This is a genomic window from Apilactobacillus timberlakei, from assembly GCF_002993965.1.
GTDB lineage: Bacteria > Bacillota > Bacilli > Lactobacillales > Lactobacillaceae > Apilactobacillus > Apilactobacillus timberlakei.
This window is the reverse complement of the sequence record NZ_POST01000003.1, coordinates 119,068-141,824: the sequence shown is the minus strand read 5'-3', so window position 1 is coordinate 141,824 and position 22,757 is coordinate 119,068. Positions and strand designations below refer to the sequence as shown.

25 protein-coding genes are annotated in these 22,757 nt (G+C 29.7%); 17 read left to right on the top strand and 8 right to left on the bottom strand.

Going from position 1 to position 22,757, the window contains the following annotated elements; translation table 11 throughout:
- Positions 1-30: 30 nt before the first annotated feature.
- The 3 genes from C7N71_RS04540 to C7N71_RS04530 form a co-directional block, all read right to left on the bottom strand.
- Complete coding sequence (locus C7N71_RS04540; protein ID WP_105987951.1) at positions 31-930, bottom strand: metal ABC transporter solute-binding protein, Zn/Mn family; 900 nt, start codon at positions 928-930, stop codon at positions 31-33.
- A gap of 90 nt (positions 931-1,020) precedes the next feature.
- Complete coding sequence (locus tag C7N71_RS04535; protein ID WP_140930582.1) at positions 1,021-1,302, bottom strand: ArsR/SmtB family transcription factor; 282 nt, start codon at positions 1,300-1,302, stop codon at positions 1,021-1,023.
- Positions 1,303-1,319: 17 nt separating this feature from the next.
- Positions 1,320-1,811: a hypothetical protein gene (locus C7N71_RS04530; RefSeq protein ID WP_105987949.1), complete on the bottom strand. Its 492-nt coding sequence runs from the start codon at positions 1,809-1,811 to the stop codon at positions 1,320-1,322.
- 120 nt (positions 1,812-1,931) lie between these two features.
- Between C7N71_RS04530 and C7N71_RS04525 the strand changes: the two genes are divergently transcribed.
- Together C7N71_RS04525 and C7N71_RS04520 are read left to right on the top strand one after the other, a co-directional pair.
- Positions 1,932-2,618: a glycerophosphodiester phosphodiesterase family protein gene (locus C7N71_RS04525; RefSeq protein ID WP_404799019.1), complete on the top strand. Its 687-nt coding sequence runs from the start codon at positions 1,932-1,934 to the stop codon at positions 2,616-2,618.
- Between the two features lie 67 nt (positions 2,619-2,685).
- Positions 2,686-3,378, top strand: a complete 693-nt coding sequence (locus C7N71_RS04520) for a GPP34 family phosphoprotein (RefSeq protein WP_105987947.1) — start codon at positions 2,686-2,688, stop codon at positions 3,376-3,378.
- 34 nt (positions 3,379-3,412) lie between these two features.
- On the opposite strand, the gene C7N71_RS04515 is transcribed toward C7N71_RS04520, so the two are convergent.
- The 3 genes from C7N71_RS04515 to C7N71_RS04505 all read right to left on the bottom strand — a co-directional run bounded on the left by C7N71_RS04515 (position 3,413) and on the right by C7N71_RS04505 (position 5,988).
- Positions 3,413-3,844, bottom strand: coding sequence for an ACT domain-containing protein (locus C7N71_RS04515; RefSeq protein WP_105988093.1), 432 nt, complete (start codon positions 3,842-3,844; stop codon positions 3,413-3,415).
- Positions 3,845-3,945: 101 nt separating this feature from the next.
- The gene (locus tag C7N71_RS04510; protein ID WP_105987946.1) at positions 3,946-4,320 is read right to left on the bottom strand and encodes an aggregation-promoting factor C-terminal-like domain-containing protein; all 375 of its coding nucleotides are present in this window, start codon (positions 4,318-4,320) and stop codon (positions 3,946-3,948) included.
- 216 nt (positions 4,321-4,536) lie between these two features.
- Positions 4,537-5,988, bottom strand: coding sequence for a catalase (locus C7N71_RS04505; RefSeq protein ID WP_105987945.1), 1,452 nt, complete (start codon positions 5,986-5,988; stop codon positions 4,537-4,539).
- Positions 5,989-6,150: 162 nt separating this feature from the next.
- On the opposite strand from C7N71_RS04505, the gene C7N71_RS04500 reads away from it, so the two are divergent.
- The 5 genes from C7N71_RS04500 (at position 6,151) to C7N71_RS08045 (ending at position 8,929) form a co-directional block, all read left to right on the top strand.
- Positions 6,151-7,101 (top strand): Dyp-type peroxidase, encoded by a 951-nt coding sequence (locus C7N71_RS04500; protein ID WP_105987944.1) that lies wholly within the window; start codon positions 6,151-6,153, stop codon positions 7,099-7,101.
- A 508-nt stretch (positions 7,102-7,609) separates the two neighbouring features.
- Entirely contained in the window at positions 7,610-8,089 is a 480-nt protein-coding gene (rlmH, locus tag C7N71_RS04495) for a 23S rRNA (pseudouridine(1915)-N(3))-methyltransferase RlmH (RefSeq protein ID WP_105987943.1), read from the top strand.
- 252 nt (positions 8,090-8,341) lie between these two features.
- Positions 8,342-8,500, top strand: coding sequence for a hypothetical protein (locus tag C7N71_RS08050; RefSeq protein ID WP_157944357.1), 159 nt, complete (start codon positions 8,342-8,344; stop codon positions 8,498-8,500).
- A gap of 32 nt (positions 8,501-8,532) precedes the next feature.
- On the top strand, positions 8,533-8,664 hold the full coding sequence (locus C7N71_RS08265; RefSeq protein WP_263850908.1) for a hypothetical protein: 132 nt from the start codon (positions 8,533-8,535) through the stop codon (positions 8,662-8,664).
- 124 nt (positions 8,665-8,788) lie between these two features.
- A complete protein-coding gene (locus C7N71_RS08045; RefSeq protein WP_157944356.1) occupies positions 8,789-8,929 on the top strand; it encodes a hypothetical protein in 141 nt (46 codons plus the stop codon).
- A 313-nt stretch (positions 8,930-9,242) separates the two neighbouring features.
- On the opposite strand, the gene C7N71_RS04490 is transcribed toward C7N71_RS08045, so the two are convergent.
- Positions 9,243-10,136 carry an ROK family protein gene (locus tag C7N71_RS04490; RefSeq protein WP_157944355.1) on the bottom strand — a complete coding sequence of 298 codons (894 nt, stop codon included), beginning with the start codon at positions 10,134-10,136 and terminating at the stop codon, positions 9,243-9,245.
- Positions 10,137-10,326: 190 nt separating this feature from the next.
- Here C7N71_RS04490 and C7N71_RS04485 point away from each other — a divergent pair, with 190 nt between their 5' ends.
- The 3 genes from C7N71_RS04485 to C7N71_RS04475 all read left to right on the top strand — a co-directional run bounded on the left by C7N71_RS04485 (position 10,327) and on the right by C7N71_RS04475 (position 13,352).
- Positions 10,327-11,220, top strand: coding sequence for an ROK family protein (locus tag C7N71_RS04485; protein WP_105987941.1), 894 nt, complete (start codon positions 10,327-10,329; stop codon positions 11,218-11,220).
- Positions 11,221-11,235: 15 nt separating this feature from the next.
- Positions 11,236-12,570, top strand: a complete 1,335-nt coding sequence (locus C7N71_RS04480) for a glucose-6-phosphate isomerase (RefSeq protein WP_105987940.1) — start codon at positions 11,236-11,238, stop codon at positions 12,568-12,570.
- A gap of 152 nt (positions 12,571-12,722) precedes the next feature.
- Positions 12,723-13,352 carry a zinc metalloprotease gene (locus tag C7N71_RS04475; protein WP_105987939.1) on the top strand — a complete coding sequence of 210 codons (630 nt, stop codon included), beginning with the start codon at positions 12,723-12,725 and terminating at the stop codon, positions 13,350-13,352.
- 48 nt (positions 13,353-13,400) lie between these two features.
- Here the strand turns inward: C7N71_RS04475 and C7N71_RS04470 are convergent, their stop codons facing one another.
- On the bottom strand, positions 13,401-15,143 hold the full coding sequence (locus C7N71_RS04470; protein ID WP_105987938.1) for an MFS transporter: 1,743 nt from the start codon (positions 15,141-15,143) through the stop codon (positions 13,401-13,403).
- Positions 15,144-15,327: 184 nt separating this feature from the next.
- Between C7N71_RS04470 and C7N71_RS04465 the strand changes: the two genes are divergently transcribed.
- From C7N71_RS04465 to C7N71_RS04435, 7 genes are all read left to right on the top strand, one after another.
- Positions 15,328-15,882 carry a TetR/AcrR family transcriptional regulator gene (locus C7N71_RS04465; protein ID WP_105987937.1) on the top strand — a complete coding sequence of 185 codons (555 nt, stop codon included), beginning with the start codon at positions 15,328-15,330 and terminating at the stop codon, positions 15,880-15,882.
- Positions 15,883-15,992: 110 nt separating this feature from the next.
- Positions 15,993-16,361 (top strand): hypothetical protein, encoded by a 369-nt coding sequence (locus C7N71_RS04460; protein WP_140922056.1) that lies wholly within the window; start codon positions 15,993-15,995, stop codon positions 16,359-16,361.
- 11 nt (positions 16,362-16,372) lie between these two features.
- Entirely contained in the window at positions 16,373-16,678 is a 306-nt protein-coding gene (locus C7N71_RS04455) for a hypothetical protein (RefSeq protein ID WP_105987935.1), read from the top strand.
- A 22-nt stretch (positions 16,679-16,700) separates the two neighbouring features.
- Positions 16,701-17,666 carry a hypothetical protein gene (locus tag C7N71_RS04450; RefSeq protein ID WP_105987934.1) on the top strand — a complete coding sequence of 322 codons (966 nt, stop codon included), beginning with the start codon at positions 16,701-16,703 and terminating at the stop codon, positions 17,664-17,666.
- A gap of 161 nt (positions 17,667-17,827) precedes the next feature.
- Positions 17,828-20,350 (top strand): M1 family metallopeptidase, encoded by a 2,523-nt coding sequence (locus tag C7N71_RS04445; RefSeq protein WP_105987933.1) that lies wholly within the window; start codon positions 17,828-17,830, stop codon positions 20,348-20,350.
- A gap of 127 nt (positions 20,351-20,477) precedes the next feature.
- Positions 20,478-21,563, top strand: coding sequence for an Ldh family oxidoreductase (locus C7N71_RS04440; RefSeq protein WP_105987932.1), 1,086 nt, complete (start codon positions 20,478-20,480; stop codon positions 21,561-21,563).
- 85 nt (positions 21,564-21,648) lie between these two features.
- On the top strand, positions 21,649-22,635 hold the full coding sequence (locus C7N71_RS04435; RefSeq protein ID WP_105987931.1) for a D-alanyl-D-alanine carboxypeptidase family protein: 987 nt from the start codon (positions 21,649-21,651) through the stop codon (positions 22,633-22,635).
- Positions 22,636-22,757: the final 122 nt, after the last annotated feature.

Below are 22,757 nucleotides of genomic sequence, written 5' to 3'. Positions count from 1 at the left end.
CCTATATTATATACTAATATTTTAAGCTATTTACTTCAAACGGTTATTTCTTTGAATTTTTAAAACCTCATCATATTGGCTATCCATCCATTTAATATAATTTTTCATATTTTCTGGTTTGGTTTCAGTAACATAGACAATACGAAGATGATTATTTTTAGCTAGATTAGTTAAATTAGTTACAATTTTACTGTTAACCTGTTTATTCACTACAAAGAAGGCTAATTTATGATTCTTTATATCATTTTGTAATTGTCGAATATCAGCAGGTGCGGGATCATTACCTTTTTCAATTGCTTCTTCAAAACTTTTGTCTGCGACTGAGTAGCCTAATTTATCTAATGAATAGTCAAAAACTGGTTCTGAAACAGCTACTGGTTTATTAATTTTACTCTTTTTGATATTGTCAATCTTATGTTCAACAGGTTGTAATTTTTTAACATAATTTTTAGCATTTTGTTCGAAAGCCTTTTTGTTTTGTGGCTGTAATTGGCCAAATTGCTTAGCCAATTTATATGCTAATTTTTTCATAGTATCAATGTTATACCAAATATGTGGGTTATCACTGCTACTTTTGTTCATTAATTTTCCAACATTAATATTTTTAATATTCTTATTATTACTGGTTAAATTTTCAGCCCAACTATCATAACCTAAACCATTGTATACCATTATATTAGTTTTAGAAACATCTTTAGCATCGCTACTTTTAGGTTCAAAATCATGGGGATCCACATTAGGACTATTAATAATTGATGTAACTGATCCATGGTTTCCTAAAACGTCTTTGGCAACTTCACCATAAAAGTTTAATGAAGTTGTTACATTAATACTTTTTTTAGGATTATTAGTTTTGCTTGAGCATCCAGTAATGATTAGTAAAATACTACTAATAATAAAAAATACACTTATCTTTTTGAATTTATTCATAGATTCCTCCTCAAAAAATAAAAAATCCTTTTTCGTTATATATCAATACCATTTATATAACAAAAAAGGATATATGTCAATTAATAATGTTTAATCATTAATATGAGTTTTTAAGGTTAGTAATAGTTGATAAACGTGTTTATCACTTAGCTGATAGATTCTTTCTTTACCATCCTTAGTACTAAAAACTAAGTTGGCATCTGCTAATATTTTTAAATGTCTGGAAACGTTAGGCTGAGAGATATTAAAAATATTAATTAGATTAGAGACGTTACTAATATTATTGTTTACTAGATAGTATAAAATTTTAATCCTTGTTGAATTGTCTAGGGCTTTAGTAATCATATGTAATTTTTTTTCATTAATATTCATTGTGTCCTCCAATTGAATCATTGCTTACCTAATCGTTTGATCTTAGAACTTAATTTTTCTTCACGATCATCTGAAGCACGATACATTACTTGTGTGTAGCCAGCGATTATTACTATTAAAGATAATACACTGAACAATGGCAAAGTTAAATGCCATCCAAAAGCATCAAAAACAGTTTTAATGGAAACAATAGCATCTAACATACATGCAAATGAGATATATGCCCAAGCAGTAGATTGATTGGAAATATCATAGAATTTTTTAAAACGTTCAGCATCTTCTTTTGAATTACCACTGCTTTTAACAATATTTCTTAAACGATTTCTTTCAAGCATAATTTTTAAGGGTGGAATCATCCATAATCCAGTTCTAATAGCTTTAAATTTTTGGGATGAATTTTCAGCTTTATGAATTTCATTTATTTGAGCCGACATATCTAAAACACCTTGGAACAAACAAAAAACAAACATTATGTATCCAGCTACAAAGCTGATAATTGCATAAATCATAGTATCCTCCTAATAAAAATTTTGTTAATATTAGTATAACATTACATACATTGATTATTTGCAAAATTTTAAAATAGATTTATCATTAGTGTTAATGAATTTTTCTAGGGGGTGGTTATCTTGAAGACTTTGATTTTTGGACATCGTGGCTTTCCAGCTGAATATCCAGAAAATTCAATGCAGGGATTTCGTTATGCTATTAATCATCATATTGATGGAATTGAATTTGATGTGCATTTAACAAAGGACAATGTCCCAGTTATAATTCATGACGAAAAAATTAATCGAACCACTAACGGTCGCGGATTTGTCAAAGATTACACTTTAGATGAGCTTCGTAAATTTTCTTTAGATAACTATGAACCCATTCCTACATTAAATGAACTGTTAGATTTAGTTGAAAATAAAAATATTTATTTAAATTTAGAATTTAAAACTAATAAAATCCATTATCGTGGCATTGAACACATTGTTATTAAAATGATGAGTGAATATCATTTGTGTCATCCGGTTATTTATTCATCTTTTAATATGGATTCTTTGAAGATTGCTCAAAAGATTGATAGTAGTCAACGATTTTGTTTTTTATCAGTAAGAAAAATTAAACATCCACAAATGTTTATGCAAAAACATCATCTTAATGCTTTACACTTGAAATTCTTTCAAGAAAATATTGAAAATCAAGAATTAATATTTACTGTTAATCACATGTTACGTTTGCGTTTTTTATTAAAAAAACATATAAAAGGACTATTTACCAATGATTTTGAACGTGCTAACAAAATAAAAAATGAAATACAAAATTAGTTAATATTGCTGCAAAACTGATTGTTAAGTGGTAAAATATTGCTATTCTTTTCACGGAGGCTACATTATGGCACTTACAACTGCTGAAATGTATTTTTTGATTACTAGTAAATCAAAAGATAGTAGAGTAATGTTAAAAAATATTCGTTCACGTGCATACCTAGTCGATAGCTGTTTAATAGATTTAGCAGCTGCAGATGTTATTAGTATAGGTGCGGATAATAAGATACAAATTTCTAATAATTTGCCACATCAATTGTACTTTTTAAATTCATTTATGGATTTGATTGAGAGAAATAAGGATTCAGATGTTGATACAGTTATTGCCAAACTATTGCAAAATATAGATGTTATGAAGCATACTTATATGGCATTAGGCGAACAATTTGCTGAATATGGACACGTAGTTGAAAAGAAAAAGGGACTTTTACACAAAGTAAGAACTTTTGTACCTAAGCATCAAACCAATCAAGAAATTATTGATCATATTTCTAGTCAAATGTTAGGGACTTCACCTATGTCAGTTAATGTTTTTTGTTTAACTGAAATATTGAATGTAAGTCGTCAATTGAAATTATGTTTTCGTAATCGTGAACGTCGCGCAATTATCAAAAGAATGAATCGTTTAGAAGCACATGATGAATATTTACAAATTCAAAAATTAATTCGTGATTTTGGAGATCATATGCAAAGAGTGACTAATTTAGTTTCTAAAGAATCACCTGCTTCATATAACACTAAATCACAAACAATTATATAAAAAATAGAAATCCATTTATGGATTTCTATTTTTTTTATTCTATAGTTATTAATCTAACTTTACTAGTGTCTTTTAAATTCCTTATTTTATCCAGCATTTCATCTACTGATATATTCATATGATTAATATCTAAAGAAATTACAACATTGGCCATATTATTTATTGGAATGTTTTGGTTAATAGTTAAGACGTTAGCATTAGTTTTTGAAATGCCATTTAATACTTCAGATAAGATGCCACTTTTATGATTCAATAGAAAAGAAATGACCGCTTTACGATGTGTGCTATTTTCAGCTTCATATACGAAATCTTTATATTTGTAATAACTGGCACGACTAATACCTACTATTTTGACAGCTTCACTAACATTTTTAACTTTTCCATTATTTAATAATTTGCGTGCTTCTATTACACGACCAAAAGATTCTGGTAGTAATGATTTATCAACTACATAATAATTGTTGATATTTAACACCTCGAATTCTTTATTTATTAAAGCTATTTTATCATTATTTAAAAAAAAGCTCATCATTTAAATATAATGATGAGCTTTTGATATTATTTATTTTAATACCAATGGTGTATTTGCCAAAAATGTTTGGCATTTGTCCATGTACCATAACGATTCTTAACATAACGATTAGCAGTTAATTCTTGATTTTTGTGTGAATAATTACCATGTAAATAACCAATACTTAATTGGAATTTACCATAACAACTACCATTTCTTGCATAATATCTGTTGGTAGATTCATGAAATGAAACCCAACGTCTAGCAGCAACTTGTGATTTTGATAAACCTTTTTCAGCAACTGTTTGCCAATTGGTAGAAGCTTGAACATTATTTTGGTTGTTAGTTGATAGGTTAAATGCAAATAATATTGCAAATGTACCTAGCGCGATTACTGTGTATTTAATAATTGATTTTTTAAGACTATTCAAAATATAACATTTCTCCTTGTATTTAAATCAGTTTAATTTAATTCGTTTGCTAATTTGTAATTACAACTATACATGGAGAATGTATCAGCAACGTTATTAGATAATTACAGTTATATTATTTAATATTACAGCTCTGACATATTGTGTACAATATTATCATATATATGTATAAAAAAAAGATTGCCATATTGACAATCTTAAAAAATCTTTATTCTTTTAATCTTCTTTAGTGATTTCATCCATGTCTAAACCAAGAGCTTTAGCTACACGAGTTCCATAATCATGGTCAGCTTTGTAGAACATACGAGTTTCTAGAACTTTATTTTCATGACTCTTAACTGTACCTAGAGTATTTTTAAGGGTTTCAATTAAACGATCTTTTTCATCATCTGAATATACATTGTATAAAGCGCCGACTTGTGAGTATGGATCTGCATCGTAAGTTTTGTAATTTCCAGCTTCACCATCTACTTTATAAGGCTTAATTTTTGCATGTGGATCTTCTGTTGGACCATTTTCACCATTAGGTGCATAGTTGACATCACCATTTTGTCCTTGTGACATGAAACCGTCACGTGAATAATTGTGAACTTCATTCTTAGGACGATTGATTGGCAATTTTTCGTAGTTAGCACCTAAGCGATATCTTTCAGCATCTTTATATGCAAATAGTCTACCTTGAAGTAATTTATCCATTGATGGTTCAACTCCAGGAACCATATTAGCAGGTGAAAAGGCAGCTTCTTCAACATCATCAAAGTAATTAGCTGGATTTTCATTTAGAGTAAATTCACCAATTTCTTGAAGTGGATAGTCTTTATGTGAAACGGTTTTAGTAACGTCAAAAATATCATATTTATAGTTCAATCCTTCTTCATAAGGAATGATTTGAACACAAACTTTCCATTTAGGATAATCACCTTTTTTAATACGGTCATATAAATCTTGAATTAAATAATCAGTATTTTCCATGGAAGTTTTTTCAGCTTGTTCTTCAGTCATATTTTTGACACCTTGTTCTGAAATAAAATGATATTTAATCCAGCAAGGTTTTCCATCTGCATTTACCCATTTGAATGTATGTGAACCATATCCATTCATATTAGCATAACTAGCAGGATTACCACGGTCACCCATTAAGTATGTTACTTGGTGTAGTGATTCAGGTGAATGTGCCCAGAAGTCCCATTGCATGTCTTGTGATCTTAGATGGGTGGCAGGATCACGTTTTTGTGAATGAATAAAGTCTGGAAATTTCAATGGATCATTAACAAAGAAAATTGGGGTATTGTTACCAACAATATCGTAGTTACCTTCATTAGTATAGAATTTCATAGAAAATCCTCTGACATCACGAAGAGTATCAGGATAACCTTGTTCACCAGCAACTTCAGAGAATCTGATAATCATTGGAGTTTCTTTACCTTTGCCATTAAATAAATCAGCTTTAGTGTAGTCACTCATATCACGAGTTAGTTTAAATACACCCTTAGCACCAGCCCCTTTAGCATGAACCACACGTTCGGGAATACGTTCACGATTAAATTGAGCTAATTTTTCAATTAATTGATAGTCTTGTAATAAAACAGGGCCACGATTGCCAGCAGTTAAAGAATGATTATTATCTGCCCAAGGTTGACCTTCATTAGTAGTTAATTTATCAGTCATAAATGTTCCTCCTTATTACATAATTCAAACTATATTATCGTCTAAATTATTTATATAAACAAATAAATTGCTTTCAAATTTTGTTGATATGTATGTTTAAATAGTTGTACAATTAATTTGTAATTAATATAAAGTAATAATTAATAAAAGAAGGCTGATAATATGAAATTTGATCCAACAGATGCTCAAGATGTATATAAAGATGCTGGTAAAAATGTTTTATTTACAACATTAAAATTAAAACGTGAAGATCAAAAATTAGAGCAATCTAAGGTGGCGAACTTAGTTTCAAGGGAACAAGCAATTTTGCGTTCAATGAATATTCGTTATCCTGATGATCATCTAAAATTAACTTTTGGTTTTTCAAATAGTGTTTGGGAATATTTATTTCCTGAAGCTAAAAAACCAGCTGAATTAGAAAATTTTGAAGCGATTGAAGGACCTAAATATACTGCACCTGAAACAGATGCTGATATTTTTATTCATATTCGTGCGGATTCTGAAGCCATTGTTTATGAAGTTGCCGATTTAATTCGTCAATATTATCGTGACTTCACTGAAGTTACTGATGAAACCAAGGGGTTCAGATACTTTGAAGGACGTTCTATTATTGGGTTTGTTGATGGAACAGAAAATCCAGAAGTACAAAAGGCTTCTTCATATGCAATCATTGGAGACGAAGACCCTGATTTTGTTAACGGTTCATATGCATTTGCGCAAAAATATATTCATGATATGGATGCCTGGAATAATTTAAAGACTGAAGATCAAGAAAGAGCTGTTGGTCGCCGTAAAATGAATGATTTAGAACTTGAAGACGAAGACAAATTAGCTAATTCACACAATGTAGCATCACAAGATAATGATGATGGAATTGAACATAAAATTGTGAGAATGAATGTGCCATTTTCTAACCCTAGTGAAGGAGTAACTGGAACTTACTTTATTGGATATGCCAGACACTGGACGGTTACTAAACGTATGCTGGAAAATATGTTTGGACAATCTGATCGTTTATTAGATTTTTCTGATCCAGTAACTGGGAATGTATTTTTTATTCCATCAATTACAACATTAAATCAAATAGTTGATGGTGAATTACCAGAAAAATAATTAAAATAATCTTATTAAAAGCTTCTATTTAGTTTAAAGTAGAAACTTTTTTATTTTTTAGTTACAATAATAAACATTAATGTAATGTTATTATTAATTTATAGAATTCCGAACATTAATATAAATATTAAATAATCAATTTGTGAAATTGTATGTACATATATTTCACATATTAAAGATATAATGTGAAATATATGTAATTAAGATATTGTATTGATTAGTTATTACCATTAATAAAGGGATTAAGAAGTTTTTGCTTCTTTTATGTTAACAAAACCATTTTGCTTGTGGATAACTCTGTGGATAAAAATGTTCCACGTAAAAATATAGATTTATCATTGCTGATATGGAAGGAATTATTAACTGTTACACAAAAAATAAATTAGCCACAGCTTGTGGATAACTCTGTGGATAGTCTTGACATTTCACCAACCATAATGGTGGTATACATAAAAAAATTTAATACTAAATATGGTGCGAACATACATTCGAAAGGAAAATTTCACAAATGAATATTAAACTAGTTGTAGTAGGAAAATTAAAAGAAAAGTACTTTAAAGCTGGAATTGCTGAATATGCTAAGCGTTTATCACGATTTTGTAAATTTCGGATTATTGAAGTTCCAGATGAGAAAGCTCCAGAATCGCTTAGCCAGTCACAAATGGATAATGTGATGGATAAGGAAGGTAATCGTATTCTTGCTAAAATTTCAGATCGTGAATACGTCTATGCTTTAGCTATTTTAGGTAAAGAAAGAACTTCTGAAGCATTTGCAAAAGAATTAGATAAGTTAACTACATATGGTAATTCAGATATTACTTTTGTGATTGGTGGATCACTAGGACTATCACCAAAAGTTTTGAAAAGAGCCGATACCCAAATCTCATTTGGTAAATTTACTTTACCTCATCAATTAATGCGTTTAGTCTTAACCGAACAAGTTTATCGGGCATTTATGATTAATGAAGGTAGTCCGTACCATAAATGATGCGGTTCTTGATATTATAGAAAGTATTTTATGAAATGCAATATTAAAAATGACGAATCTAAAATTAAAATTAGATTAAAAGCCTTGCAACTATAATTGCGAGGCTTTTTTGATTAATCATTGCATATACGCTTTTAACAAAGGGCTTGTATATTTAAATAATAAAAAGATTATTTTTTTACAAAAAGCACTTGCATTAAAAATAAATGAGAATATAATGTAAATAATCTTAATTGTTAGGAGGAGATTATTATGATGAAGAATAACAAAAAAGGATTAAATCTTTTATATTTGGTTACTAAAAAGATGAATCTTCCAACCGGCATTTACAAGAATGAAAAAGGTAATGTATTTAATCATATTAATATTTCCGAAAATCGTTTAGATAAATTAAAGTCTCTCGTAAACTAATTTTAATTAGTTAAAGTAAGGAGATGTTATACATGGAATTAACCAGAAACAATTCATTATTTAATTTTAAACGTAAAAACATTTCAATTGGTATTTACAAAGATGGCAAGGCTAGTGTATTTATTACCATTCCTAAAAAGTTGATGAATCGATTAAAGCATTAATGATTGTAAGGGGATGATTATATGAAAAACAGCCAAACAAATAAATTTTACAAATGGACTTTTGGTAGAATGAAAAATTAATTTATAAAAATGACAACTCAATAGATTTAAGGGGGCATTGTCTATGAAAACAAATGAAAAATTAAATTTTGGATTTTTTGTTAGAAGTAAATTTTTAAGTGAAAATAAAAAAGATGAAAAAGGCAGTGTCTTTATTGCCCCTGATAAAAAGCGTATGGATCGACTAAAACCTTACTTCTACTAATGATTAATTTATTAGTTAGAGGAGATGGTGATTATGAAAAATATTAAATTTATTGATTACGTTGAAACCATTGTTAATCGAATTAGACTTCCAACAATCTAAAATATTAACTTACTAAATCAGTTGCTAGACTAGTATTTGTGAAAAACACATCCTAAATAATTCATTTTCTAATTATATATAACGGGCTATAACATAAGTCTAAAAAGGATTAAATTATCGAAATATATTATTTTGATAATTTAATCCTTTTTTTATAATTATAAAATTTTTATTGCATATCAGTATTAATAATCATACCTAAACTTAGATATTAATTATTAGCATAATAAGCTTTCTTAGCTAATGCAGCGTTACCAATAATTGATAATTTTGTGCTTGAATTTGAAGGTAACACAATATAATCATTTAGTTGATTGCTATCACCAACATTTAAATAATTATTAAATAATTTTGCAAACTGTGTTTTTATTTTTTTAATTTCAATTTTATTTATAATGTCACCGCCAATAATAATTTTTTGCGGACGAATTAATAGTGTGGWTTGAATTACAGATTGGGCAATATAATATGCAACAATATCCCAGATAGGATTAAACATTGAAATTTCTTTATAACTTTTATTGAAACGTGATTTAATGGCTTCTTCTGATACTAATCCTTCTAAACAATCTCCTTGATAAGGGCAAGTACCCTTAAAATTTTGATCTTTGGGATGACGCTTAGGATAAATATGTCCAATTTCTGGACTACCTTTGTATCCAATTAACTCACCATCATTAACAATTCCAGCTCCAACACCTTTTCCAATAGTCATATATACTAATGACATCACAGGATTACTATTTAATATAGAAAAAATATATTCCCCGTATGCTGTGCTGTTCACATCAGTTGTAAATGTCATTGGCACTTTTAAATAATGTTTTAGAGTTCCTAGCAAATTAATATTATTCCAATTTTTTCTGGACGAATCGGTAATATATCCATATCTAGCAGAATATGTTCTTAGTTCTAACGGACCAAAAGATGAAATCCCAATCGCTTGTACGGTAGGTGCCTTTTGAAAGTAATTGATAATTTTGTCGAAAGTTTCGCTGGGCTTAGTTAATGGAAAGGTAACTTTATCTTGAATATTCATTTGACTATCACTAATAGCACATGTTACATCATTATCACTTAGTTCAATGCTTCCTAAAAGTAACATATTAATCCCTCTTTTCATGATTAAAAATAACTTTAATCAATTAAAAAATACCACTTTATGAAAACGTTTACAATAGTTTTGAACTTTATTTATTGTAAGCGATTACAAAAAGTGCTATCTTTATCTTGTAGGAAAAATAATAAAGCAAAATATTCACAATTATTTGTGATAATCATACGAGGTGATTTTAATGTTATTTGGTAGCATTGAAGCTGGTGGCACTAAATTTGTTTGTGCGATTGGTGATGAAAATTACAACATTAAAGATAGTATTCATATTCCAACCACTACTCCAGAAGAAACAATTGGAAAATGTGTAGAATATTTTAAAAAGTTTGATGACATTAAAGCAATTGGCATTGCATCATTTGGGCCAATTGAAGTCAGAATTGATAATCCTAAATATGGATATATAACAGATACTCCTAAGAAAAATTGGTCCAATACTAATTTCTTAGGCACTATGAAAAAATATTTTGATATTCCAATGTATTGGACAACCGACGTGAATGGATCTGCTTATGGCGAATATATTACCTCGATTAAGAATCACAAACCAATCCATTCACTTGTTTATTACACTATTGGGACTGGTGTTGGAGCTGGAATTGTTGATAATGGTCATTTTTTAGGCCATGTTGGACATCCAGAAGCTGGGCATGTTCGTTTAAAAAGAGCTGAAGGTGATAAAGACTTTAAAGGTATCTGTCCATATCATGGCGATTGCTTGGAAGGATTGGCTTCTGGGCCTACATTTAATGCAAGAACAGGTAAGAATGGAAAAGATGTACCATTAAGTGATCCAGCTTGGGATTACATTGCATATTATGTGGCTCAAGCGGCAGTTCAAGCTACACTCTTTGTAAGACCAGAAAAAATAATTTTTGGTGGTGGAGTTGTTAGTGAACCATTTTTGCAGATGGTGAGAAAAAATTTTAAACAAATTTTTAATGATTATTTGGCAGTAGACGATTTGAACGAATATATTCAAATGCCACATGTTCCACATAATGGATCTGCTACCGTTGGAAACTTTTCGCTTGCATTAAAACAATATTATAAGGAAAACATTGTTAAAATTTAGTTGGAGGTGCAACTAATGACAAATATAAAATTTGATATTTCTGCATTAAAAAAATTTGTAAATGAAAATGAAATCAATGAAATTAAACCGATGCTTAATACCGCTCGTGATGAATTGCTGAATGGGAATGGCGTTGAAAATGAGATGCGTCAATGGATGACTTTACCAACTGATTATGATAAAGAAGAATTTAATCGCATTAAGCAAGCTGCTAAAAAGATTCAATCGGATTCTAAAATTTTAGTTGTGATTGGCATTGGTGGTTCATATTTAGGCGCTAAAATGGCACTTGATTTCCTTCATGATAATTTTTACGAATCAGCAGATAGTAATAAATATCCAAAAGTGATTTTTGCTGGTAATTCAATTAGTGGATCCTATGTTAATGATTTGATTAAATTAATTGGGGACAAAGATTTCTCAGTTAATGTTATTTCTAAATCAGGAACTACGACTGAACCATCAATTGCTTTTAGAATTTTTAGACAATTATTGATTAATAAATATGGTAAAGATGAAGCTAATCAACGTATTTATGTAACAACTGATGCTAAAAATGGTGCTTTAAGACAAGAAGTTAATGAGAATGGTTATGAATCATTTATCATTCCTAATGGAATTGGTGGACGTTATTCAGTATTATCGGCAGTTGGGTTACTCCCTATTGCTGCATCTGGTGCTAACATTGATAACTTAATGCAGGGTGCTGCCAATGGGCAGGAACATTATATGAATGCTGAACTAGAAGATAATGGAGCATTACAATATGCCGCTTATCGTAATATACTATATCGCAAGGGTTACACTAATGAAATTTTGGAAAACTATGAACCAAACTTACGCTTTTTAGCTGAATGGTGGAAACAATTGGCTGGTGAAACAGAAGGAAAAGATAATAAAGGAATTTACCCAAGTTCTGCTAATTTTTCTACTGATTTACACTCTTTGGGTCAATACATTCAACAAGGAATGCGTAATTTAATGGAAACAGTTGTTAGGATTGATGAACCTAAATCAGATTTTAAAATACCGGTTACTGGCAACAATAATGATGGAATTCAATATCTTGAAGGTAAGTCAATGAATGATGTTAATAATAAGGCTTTTCAAAGTGTAATTATTGCACACACTAATGGTGGCGTACCTAATATGGTTGTGAACTTAAAGAATCAAAGTGAATATAGTTTAGGTGAATTAATTTACTTTTTTGAATTTGCTATTGCAGTTTCAGGTTATTTGAATGGCATTAATCCATTCAATCAACCAGGAGTTGAAGACTATAAGCAGAATATGTTTGCTTTGCTAGGTAAGCCTGGTTATGAAGAATTAAAAAAGAAAATTGAAAAATAATATATAAAATACCGATGTTTAATATTAAACATCGGTATTTTTGAGTCCAACCTCATATAAAGACCATATTGTCAAGTAAAATGACTTGTGATAATATTAATTATATTGTTATAAGTAATTTGTTTTTTATGTGAAGGAGATAGATATACGCTATGAAAAAATTGTTAATAGCATTGTTTATTATGGTTAGTGGTGGGTTTGTTTTATCTAACCAGGATGTGCAAGCTAAAACTAAGTTGGCACCATGGAGTCAAGAAAAAACATCAGAAAATTCAGAAGCTAAACCAACTGAATTAAAGTTGAACGCTGAACATGAGGTTTATTATAAATATTCTGGATTTCATTACGCAGCCCAAAAGAAAATGTGGAAAAAAGCGATTACCAATTGGAATCGCTTGGGAGTTGTGAAAATAGTTCCTGATCGTCATGATAATAAGGCAATGACAATTAATTTACATGTTGATAGTCCTCAAGATAATGCTAAAGGTGATTTATCTGAAACAGACAGTCAAGATGTCGATGGATTAACGGTAAATCAATTTAATAATCAAAATCATTCTGTAACATGTTATTTGACAGGTGGAACCTTCTTTAATTCTCCTCGTATTAATGCACAAATTGCTACTCACGAATTAGGACATGCCCTAGGTTTTGCTCATGATAGCCGTAAGTTACATAATCGTTATTTTATTATGCACGCTGACAGTATTCATAGCCATGAATATGGACTTGGATCCTACGAAAAAAGAACATTACAGCATTATTATAGTGATCAATTATAAAATAAAAGGCGGAAAGGTTTAAATCCTTTCCGCCTTTTGTTTGTCTTGTTATATTTTTTTATCAAATTTAAATATGGGCAATACTAGCAAAGCTATGATAGGAATCAATAACATAACTTTATAAATATCTAAGAAAGATTTATTCAATTGATGTTTTGCATGATGCTTAATATCGTGCAATAAATTATTTATTTTATAATTATCCTTTCGCAAGGTATCATTAATTTTGTTATTAACTTTTTGCATAATTATTCCTTTTAATTTTGTTTTCATTGCTTGAGGAATCTTACTTTCAGAGACATTATTTTTGAATGCAAGCAATGTTAATTTATCATTATAAACATCATTAATTTTTGTTTCACGTTGCTTTTGTGATATTTTTTCTCCATCAAAAGATACTGAATTTTTAACGTTAGTGACATTATTACTATTAGGATTTAATTTATGATCTAACTTATTATTAATTTTTCTTTTAACAGAAGTAGATAAATTTAAATTAGCGACCCGACTTTTAGCATAATTAAGAGTATTTTGCTTGGCATTTCTAACATTTCCTGATAATAAAGTCATAAATGTAGCTATAGCAATGACAATTCCGACCTGTCTTAAAACGTTGGATACACTTTGTGAATCAGTCAATAAACTTCCTTTAAAATCTGAAACTGCCAAGATATTTGCAGTTGCTGCAACCATTCCATAACCTAACCCAAGGGCAATCGCACCAATTAATAATTGATGGTAGTTTTTGCTTACATTCATTATAGATAGGAAATAATATCCAATAGCCATAATAATAAATCCAGCACCAATAAATAACTTTTTATTTAATTTTTTAACTAATAATGATGAAGTGATGGTGGAAAACATTACTGCAATTGAGTAAGGAGTAATAATTAAGGCAGCATTTAGTTCACTTTGACCATGAATTCTAGTTAAAAAAGTAGGAATTAGTGCGGCAAAGCCACCTAATAAGAAGTTAGCTAAAATTAAAGCTAAACTTGCACCATTAAAGTTTCTACTTTTAAACAAATACATATCAATCATAGGATGGGAACTCTTTAGTTCAACAATAAGGAATAAAATAAATGCTCCAGCTGATCCTATGAATAGAGAAATAGTTAATAAGGACGACCAGCCCCAATTGTTTCCTTGCACTAAGCCAAGTGACAATGCAAATAGAGTTATCATACTTAAAATTGAACCAATATAATCAATTTTTGCATTATTGGTTTTTTCATTATGCATTGGTAAGATGCATGCAAAAATAATTAAAGCAATTAGTACTAGTGGTACATTGATGTAAAATGCCCAACGCCAACTTAAATATTGGGCAATAGTACCACCAAAACTTGGTCCAATTGCTACTGCTAGTCCTTGGGAACCAGCAAGTGCAGCAACCACTTTATTTCTATTTTTAACACTAAAATGTGAAATACCAATAACCATGCTAGTCGGAATAATAGCTGCAGCACCAACACTTTGAATGAATCTAGCACATAACATGATTGGTAAATTTGATGAAAAACCTGATAGAAAAGATCCAGTTCCAAATACAATTAAACCAATAAATACAAATTTATTTTGTCCAATTTTTTCTGCTAACCTACCAAAAGGAATGATTAATGTTGCAAAGACAATGGTATATACATTGATAGTCCATGATAAATTTTCTAAAATTTGATTAAAAGCGGTTTGAATATCTGGTAACAAAATAGTCATTATTGAAACATCCATCATACATAATATGGTGGCTAACATTAAAACTGGCAAAATGAATTTTTTCTTTATCATATTGATAACCTCTTTTTTAATTCATTTTGAATTTATACAGGTGTAAAAACTCAGATGCGCATCAATGTCACACTTGTGTATCAATTCATTTTTAACTATAATGTCGTTAATAAATTAAGTCAATATAATCAGCATAAGTGCTACAATCTAGTGATTTGTGTGACATAATAAGGAGAAAAAACATATGAATGGAAAAGAAAGAATTTCAAAAATGTCTAAAAAATGGTTAATAAAATCGTTATTTCAACTAATGAATGAAGGAAATTATGATGACATTACAGTTACCAATATTTCTGATAACGCTGATTTAGCTCGCAGAACTTTTTACCGATATTTTAAAAATAAAAATGATTTATTAGATTATTACTATAATGAGACAATCAATGAATATTTTGCTGAGTTAAATAATTTGATAACTAGTAATAAGAAAATATCATTCGATATGGTTTTACAAACATTCTTTGAATTTTTTTGGAATAAAAGGGATGAAACTAGAACTTTAATCAAACAAGGTTTATTTTTTAATCTATTCCTAAAATCTTCATCTAATCTGAAAAGTGTTTATAAAAATGTTGCTATGCCTTGGCATATTAATAACGATGATGAAAAAATACAATATGTACTGAACTTCTTTATTGGTGGCTATATGAATATTATTAGTCGTTGGTTAATGAAAGAAGAACCAGAAAGCTCAAAAGCAATTAGTAAAATAGTTTACGATGCTATTAAGAAAATGTAATTTTGACCAATATTTATATTTAAATTATTGTAATACCCAAGAGGTGATAAATTATTGATTATATTATTTTTGTTTCATGTGTAACAATTGTATTATTGTTTCTTTTTTTAATGGTGTGTTTTTTGTATAAAGGTCATCATTTTGTTTTAGGAACATTACTTTTAATTTGTACTTTATTTGCATCTTACGTAATGTATATTGTCGGCTCATTTCAAATTGTACAATATCAAGCCGAATCAACTGTTAATCAAGAGCTTAATACTGGTAAGGTAAATAAACGTGCGTTAAATGATACATACACTAGACAATATTTAGCTGATCATAAAAAATTTAAGGCTAAAATCGATGGTGAAGTTGATTATTATAATAAAAATTTTGCTGGAGCTTTTCGTGTTAATAATAAGGTTGCTGATATTACAGTTAAATCAGTTAATGGTAGCTTTCATATTGATAAACTAAAAATTTATAAGAAAAATTAGAGATGAATTTTATGTATAGAATAAGGAACAAAAGATGGGAAATGTGGATATGCACATTAATTTCATGGTCTTTTATCATTGATTTATTAATCCAACTAGTTTTTTTATATGATACCAGTGAATTATTTGGAACTACAATTTCAATTATTTGGTTAGTTTCCAATATATATGTAGTAGGATCTTATATTGTTCATGATGCTTTAGATAAAAATAATAAAACACCATCTTATTATATATTTTTATCAGGACAAGGAATTGCGATGCTATTTTTATATTTAGTTTTAATGGCGATGATGGGTTCTCCAGGATGTATGTAAATTTAAATAAAGAAGGAAAATTATGAGAAATAAGAAGTTATTAATTAGTATATTTACATTAATATTGTTTATATTACCAACAATATCAGTGTCAGCAAAGCATAAAAGTAAGATTATGAAAAGTGATATTCCAACTATGATGAATTCTTATTGGGAAAATTGGCGTCATGTTCAATTAACTTCCCCAATGAAAATTGATTGGATTAAAGACTACAAAGATGCTGATAATGCTTGGCAAAGAAAAGTTATTAAAAGACAAACTTTAAAGGCTGGAAGCAAGGCTTATGTAACTGCACTATTTAACACCTTTACTGTTTTAACTAATAAACCTGATAGTAATAGCACTGATATGCATCATCAAACTGAAATGTATGCAAAGATTCATGGAGTTCCCAAAATCCAATTACTTAATGACTATAAATATAATTTACCAGTTAAAGAAGTATATTATAAGCAAGCAAAAATAAACGATTTTAATGATAAAATTTGGTATCGTGGTCAATTTAATAATAGTGCAGTCAGTGGTAATTTTGGTAGTTCTATCTTATTATTTCCTACATTAAAATCTATGAATAAATATGATAATGCAGATGAAGCTTTGGGTGACTACGAAGACGGTGATCCAGAAGCTAAAGAGCTTGCTAAATTTACTGATAATCTTAAAAAAGCTAAAAAGTCCGCATTAGAAATTTCTAGTAAGACAAAAAGAATTGTTTATATTAAAAAAATTAAGGGAAATTATCTAGCTAAACTTGATCATAGTAATAAAATATATTATTTAGATTCCGGCAACGAAATTGGTCCTGATAATACCTCACTAGAAGGTAAAACAATTCAGTCCAACTTTGATCCTAAAGAATATAATAAAATATTGACACCAAAAGGGTCACGTTTGTTTCTATATAAGGGGATGAAGTGGATAGGTTCAAAAAATAAGTTTTATTATAATGGTAATCACTGGATAAAAAACAATAAGATATTATATTAAAAAACAATGTAATATATTTTTATAAATGACAAATATCTATGTACATTCAAATTAATAGCATTCAATAAATACATCTTATACAATATAATTAATGGCATAGGGCTATAAAATAGTATATAATTAAAAATAAGTTAAAATAAGATTAAAATTAGGAGGGTACTATGGAACAAATTCAAAGATTATATAGTCGATTCCAACCAGAACATTACGATGTCTACTTAGATGTTAATCGTGAAGACAAAACAATTTCTGGTAAAACTACAATTCAAGGGAATGCATCTGATAAAAATATTTCGGTGCATCAAAAAGGTTTAAAAGTAAATGCTGTTAAAGCAGATGCTGATGATCTAGCTTATGATGTCGATGATAATAATGAAATGATTAATATTCAGCTACCTGGTTCAGGAGCAGTTGAAGTTTCAATTGAATATACTGCAGCTTTAACTGATTCAATGATGGGTATTTATCCTTCATATTATGAAGTTAATGGTGAAAGAAAAGAATTAGTTGGTACTCAATTTGAAACTAATTTTGCTCGCCAAGCTTTCCCATGTGTTGATGAACCAGAAGCTAAAGCAAAATTTAATTTGGCCATTAAATTTGATGAAAAACCAGGCGAAATGGCAATTTCTAACATGCCTGAAAATAGAGTTGAAGATGGTGTCCATTACTTTGATGAAACTGTTCGCATGTCTACTTATTTAGTTGCATTTGCTTTTGGCGATATGCAAAGTAAAATGACTAAAACTAAGAGTGGAGTTAAAGTAGGCGTGTTTGCTACTAAGGCTCATAAATCCAATGAATTGGATTTTGCATTAGATATAGCAAAACGTGCAATCGAATTTTATGAAGATTTTTATCAAACTCCATATCCACTACCACATTCTTGGCAATTAGCACTACCTGACTTTTCAGCTGGTGCAATGGAAAACTGGGGCTTAGTAACTTATCGTGAAGCTTTACTATTGATTGATCCTGATAATACTTCATTATCAACCAAGCAATTAGTTGCTACTGTGGTTACTCATGAGCTAGCCCATCAATGGTTTGGTGATTTAGTAACGATGAAATGGTGGGATGATTTATGGTTAAATGAAAGTTTTGCCAACATGATGGAATATGTATCAGTTGATGCATTAGAACCAGATTGGCACATTTGGGAAACTTTCCAAACTTCAGAAGCACCAGCTGCTTTACAACGTGATGCTATTGATGGTGTTCAATCCGTTCATGTCCAAGTTAACCACCCAGCTGAAATTGATGCATTGTTTGATCCAGCTATTGTTTATGCTAAAGGTGCTCGGATGTTAGTTATGGTAAGAGCTTTAATCGGTGATGATGCGTTAAGAACAGGATTAAAGAATTACTTTGCTGCACATAAATATAATAATGCTACTGGTAATGATTTATGGGATGCATTAGGTGCTGCATCAGGTATTGATTTGGCAAATATTATGAACTCATGGTTAGAACAACCTGGTTACCCAGTTGTTTCAGCCATGGTTGATGAAGGACATTTGAAATTAACTCAAAAACAATTCTTCATTGGTGAAGGTGAAGATAAAGGTCGTATCTGGCAAATTCCATTAAATAGTAATTATGATGAAGCTCCTGAAATCTTCAAAGATAATCATGTTGATTTAGGTGATTATGATGAATTACGTCAAAAGAATGGTAAACCATTTCGTGTTAACGTCGGCAATAATTCTCATTTTATCGTTAAATATGATGAATCATTATTGAACGATATTTTAGATCACTCTGATGAATTAAGTTCAATTGATAAGATGCAAATCTTACAAGATTTGCGTTTGTTAGCTGAAAGTCGTCAAATTTCATATGCATCAGTTATTCCAGTACTATCTAAATTTGCTGATAGTCATTCTAATGTAGTGAATGATGCATTATATCGTTTAGCATTTAACTTAAGAAAATTTGTTAAACCAGCATCCAAAGAAGAAAAGAACTTAAAACACTTTATGGACCAACTAAGTGTTGATCAAGTTCAACGTTTAGGATGGGATAGTAAAGATGGTGAATCTAATGATGACCAATTAACTCGTCCATTGATTCTGCATGCATCACTATATGCTGAAAATGAAGATACCATGGATAAAGCCCATGCAATTTTTGAAGATAATAAAGATGATTTAATTGGTTTACCAGCAGATACTCGTGTTTTGATATTATCCAATGAGATTAGAAACTTTAATGATATGGACTTATTTGAAGATTTATTAGATGATTATCGTCACACCGCTGATCCAAGTTACAAGTCTGATATTGCTGCAGCACTAACTTCAACCAAAGATCCTAAATTATTGGCAATCATTGTTGCTAACTTTGAAGATAGCAATACAATTAAGCCTCAAGACTTACGTTCATGGTTTAGAGGAGTCCTTGCTAATAATGATGGACAACAATTTGCCTGGGATTGGATTCGTAATGAATGGCAATGGTTAGAAGATACTGTTGGTGGTGACATGGAATTTGCATCATTTATTACTGTTACTGCAGGTATTTTCCATACGCGTGCTCGTTTTGACGAATTTACTGAGTTCTTTGGTCCTAAGGTTGATAATCCAGGCTTAACTCGTGAAATTAAGATGGATACCAAAGCTATTGATACACGTGTTGATTTAGTTGAAGCTGAAAAACAAGCAGTTAATGATAAATTAGCTTAATATAAAAAATAGAGAAGTTATTTTTTAATAACTTCTCTATTTTTTATTGACTAGTTGATACCACGTAGTATCATTAAAAACAAATTATAATAAAATTTGATTATTTTAATGTTAGGCAGTGATACTTTTGAAAATTAACTATAAAGATGAAATTTCATATTTAAAGAGTGTATTTGGAAAAGTCGGTTTTTCTAAAGAAAACAGTCAATTGTTATCTAAAACGTTGACTGATGCTGACCTGAGAGGAATATCTTCTCATGGAATTCAAAGATTGAAATGGTACCTGTCATTAGTTAAGGAAGAAACGATTAAACCAAAAAATAAATTTAAGATAATAAAAGAAAGCCAAAATAGTCTATTGATTGATGCTAATGGTAATATGGGCCAAATTGCATGCGATAATGCTATGAATAAATTGATTGATAAAGCTAAAAAATTTACAATTTCAATGGCCGTTATAAAAAATTCAAATCATTTTGGAACTGCAGGATATTGGTCAAGAAAAGCATCTCAAAAAGGATTAATTGGAATTTCAATGACTAATACTAGGCCACTAGTAGTACCTATTAATGCTTTTGATGCATTTTTGGGATCAAACGCTTTTTCTTTTACATTTCCGGCTAAACCACATCCATTTGTATTCGATGGGGCTACTTCTGTAGTTGCTGGTGGTAAAATTCAAGTTCATGATAAAAAAGGTGAGCAATTACCTGGTGAATGGGTTGTAGATAAAAACAGAAATGTTGTTAAAGATCCTAAAGAAGCAGAAGAAAGTCTTTATAATGCTGCTTTGACAGAAAAACAAAAAGGTGGAGGCTTACTTACTTTGGGCGGAATTTCAGAAAATAATTCTAACTATAAAGGTTTTGGAAACTCAATTATTGTTGAGTTATTAACTGGTATATTAGCACAAGGTTCAATTTCTGCTGATACGAATAAAGGAAAACATGATTTTAGTCAATTCCTTATGGTTATAGATCCATCATTTTTTGGTAATTTAGATGTTTTATCTAATAATGCTTCAGACATGTTTAATCGATTAAGAAGGTTAAAACATTTATCCGGTAAAAAAATTATAGTACCAGGAGACCGTGAATATAAATTTTATGATGATAACCTAAAAAATGGGGTATCTATAGATAACGTTACTTTAAAGCAAATGGAAGATATTTCAAAAACATTTAATGTTAATATGCCAGATATCTTTTCATAATCTAAATGTAACAATTTGTAAACGCATTCCCCCTTTAAAAATAGTACTATGTAGTTAGTATTGATTTTGGAGAGGTGTAATATTAATGAAGTTTAAATGGATGAAAAAAACAGTATTAGTTACATTGAGTTTGGTAACTTTAGGTGCTACTGCTAATGGGATTACTGCCAGTGCTAGTTCTTATAATATTCAAATGAATGATAATGCGAAAACTGCAAAAGCGGCGTATGCTTTTGATATGAATGATGGACATGTTTTTTATCGTAAAAATGCTTATAAGCGTATGCCAGTAGCCTCAACTGCTAAATTAATGACTTTATATTTGGCAATTCAAAAGGCACAGAGTACAAGAAATGGTTGGAATCAAAAGATTACTATGCCTAATAATTTGGCTAGAATGAGTCAAAATCGTTCTTTAGGGAGTTATAAATTAACTGCTGGTAAACAATACACGGTTTATAATTTATATCGTGCAACGGTGATTGCTTCTTCAAATAGTGCAGCAATTGCTTTAGGCCAATGGGTAGCTGGTTCTAATACTAATTTTATTAAAAAAATGAACCATCAAGCTAGAGACTGGGGACTAGGTCGTCAAGCTACTTTCGTGTCAGCATCTGGTCTAGAAAACTCAGATTTATACGGATATGGAGTTAGATATGGTGGATACTATGCTTACAACAAAGTTAGTGCTAAAGCATTAGGTATCATTGCCTCAAATGTTTTGAAAATATATCCAGATGTTGTAAATACATCCAAACTTTATCGAGCTAAACAAAACGGTCAATGGATGCATAATACTAATGAATTATTAAAGGGTGGATTAAGATATTATCCTGAATTACACGTTGATGGCTTAAAAACTGGTTATACACCATTAGCTGGTAATACTTTAGTAAGTACTAGCCAATTACCTGGAAAAGATCGAGTAATTATTGTGACTCTAAATGATCGTTTTAGTGCTTACAGTCAATCAAAGATGTATAAGGCCATTTATAAGTACTCACCATACTTTAATCAAACTGATACAAATAGACAAAGAACTAGTGATAGAACGCCTGCAATGGCCCAATAAAATTTATGATTAAGAGCTGATAATAAATCAGCTCTTTTTTTATAAAAAAATTGAGCATAACTATTGCATTAGAAAATAATGAGAGTATTATGAGGATAATCTTAATCGATAGGAGGAGATAA

Bases quoted from the DNA above. Each gene is read 5' to 3' on its own strand.
- C7N71_RS04540 (WP_105987951.1), bottom strand. From the start codon at position 930: ATGAATAAATTCAAAAAGATAAGTGTATTTTTTATTATTAGTAGTATT.
- C7N71_RS04535 (WP_140930582.1), bottom strand. From the start codon at position 1,302: ATGAATATTAATGAAAAAAAATTACATATGATTACTAAAGCCCTAGAC.
- C7N71_RS04530 (WP_105987949.1), bottom strand. From the start codon at position 1,811: ATGATTTATGCAATTATCAGCTTTGTAGCTGGATACATAATGTTTGTT.
- C7N71_RS04520 (WP_105987947.1), top strand. From the start codon at position 2,686: ATGGCACTTACAACTGCTGAAATGTATTTTTTGATTACTAGTAAATCA.
- C7N71_RS04505 (WP_105987945.1), bottom strand. From the start codon at position 5,988: ATGACTGATAAATTAACTACTAATGAAGGTCAACCTTGGGCAGATAAT.
- C7N71_RS04500 (WP_105987944.1), top strand. From the start codon at position 6,151: ATGAAATTTGATCCAACAGATGCTCAAGATGTATATAAAGATGCTGGT.
- rlmH (WP_105987943.1), top strand. From the start codon at position 7,610: ATGAATATTAAACTAGTTGTAGTAGGAAAATTAAAAGAAAAGTACTTT.
- C7N71_RS08050 (WP_157944357.1), top strand. From the start codon at position 8,342: ATGATGAAGAATAACAAAAAAGGATTAAATCTTTTATATTTGGTTACT.
- C7N71_RS08265 (WP_263850908.1), top strand. From the start codon at position 8,533: ATGGAATTAACCAGAAACAATTCATTATTTAATTTTAAACGTAAAAAC.
- C7N71_RS08045 (WP_157944356.1), top strand. From the start codon at position 8,789: ATGAAAACAAATGAAAAATTAAATTTTGGATTTTTTGTTAGAAGTAAA.
- C7N71_RS04485 (WP_105987941.1), top strand. From the start codon at position 10,327: ATGTTATTTGGTAGCATTGAAGCTGGTGGCACTAAATTTGTTTGTGCG.
- C7N71_RS04480 (WP_105987940.1), top strand. From the start codon at position 11,236: ATGACAAATATAAAATTTGATATTTCTGCATTAAAAAAATTTGTAAAT.
- C7N71_RS04475 (WP_105987939.1), top strand. From the start codon at position 12,723: ATGAAAAAATTGTTAATAGCATTGTTTATTATGGTTAGTGGTGGGTTT.
- C7N71_RS04470 (WP_105987938.1), bottom strand. From the start codon at position 15,143: ATGATAAAGAAAAAATTCATTTTGCCAGTTTTAATGTTAGCCACCATA.
- C7N71_RS04465 (WP_105987937.1), top strand. From the start codon at position 15,328: ATGAATGGAAAAGAAAGAATTTCAAAAATGTCTAAAAAATGGTTAATA.
- C7N71_RS04460 (WP_140922056.1), top strand. From the start codon at position 15,993: ATGGTGTGTTTTTTGTATAAAGGTCATCATTTTGTTTTAGGAACATTA.
- C7N71_RS04455 (WP_105987935.1), top strand. From the start codon at position 16,373: ATGTATAGAATAAGGAACAAAAGATGGGAAATGTGGATATGCACATTA.
- C7N71_RS04450 (WP_105987934.1), top strand. From the start codon at position 16,701: ATGAGAAATAAGAAGTTATTAATTAGTATATTTACATTAATATTGTTT.
- C7N71_RS04445 (WP_105987933.1), top strand. From the start codon at position 17,828: ATGGAACAAATTCAAAGATTATATAGTCGATTCCAACCAGAACATTAC.
- C7N71_RS04435 (WP_105987931.1), top strand. From the start codon at position 21,649: ATGAAGTTTAAATGGATGAAAAAAACAGTATTAGTTACATTGAGTTTG.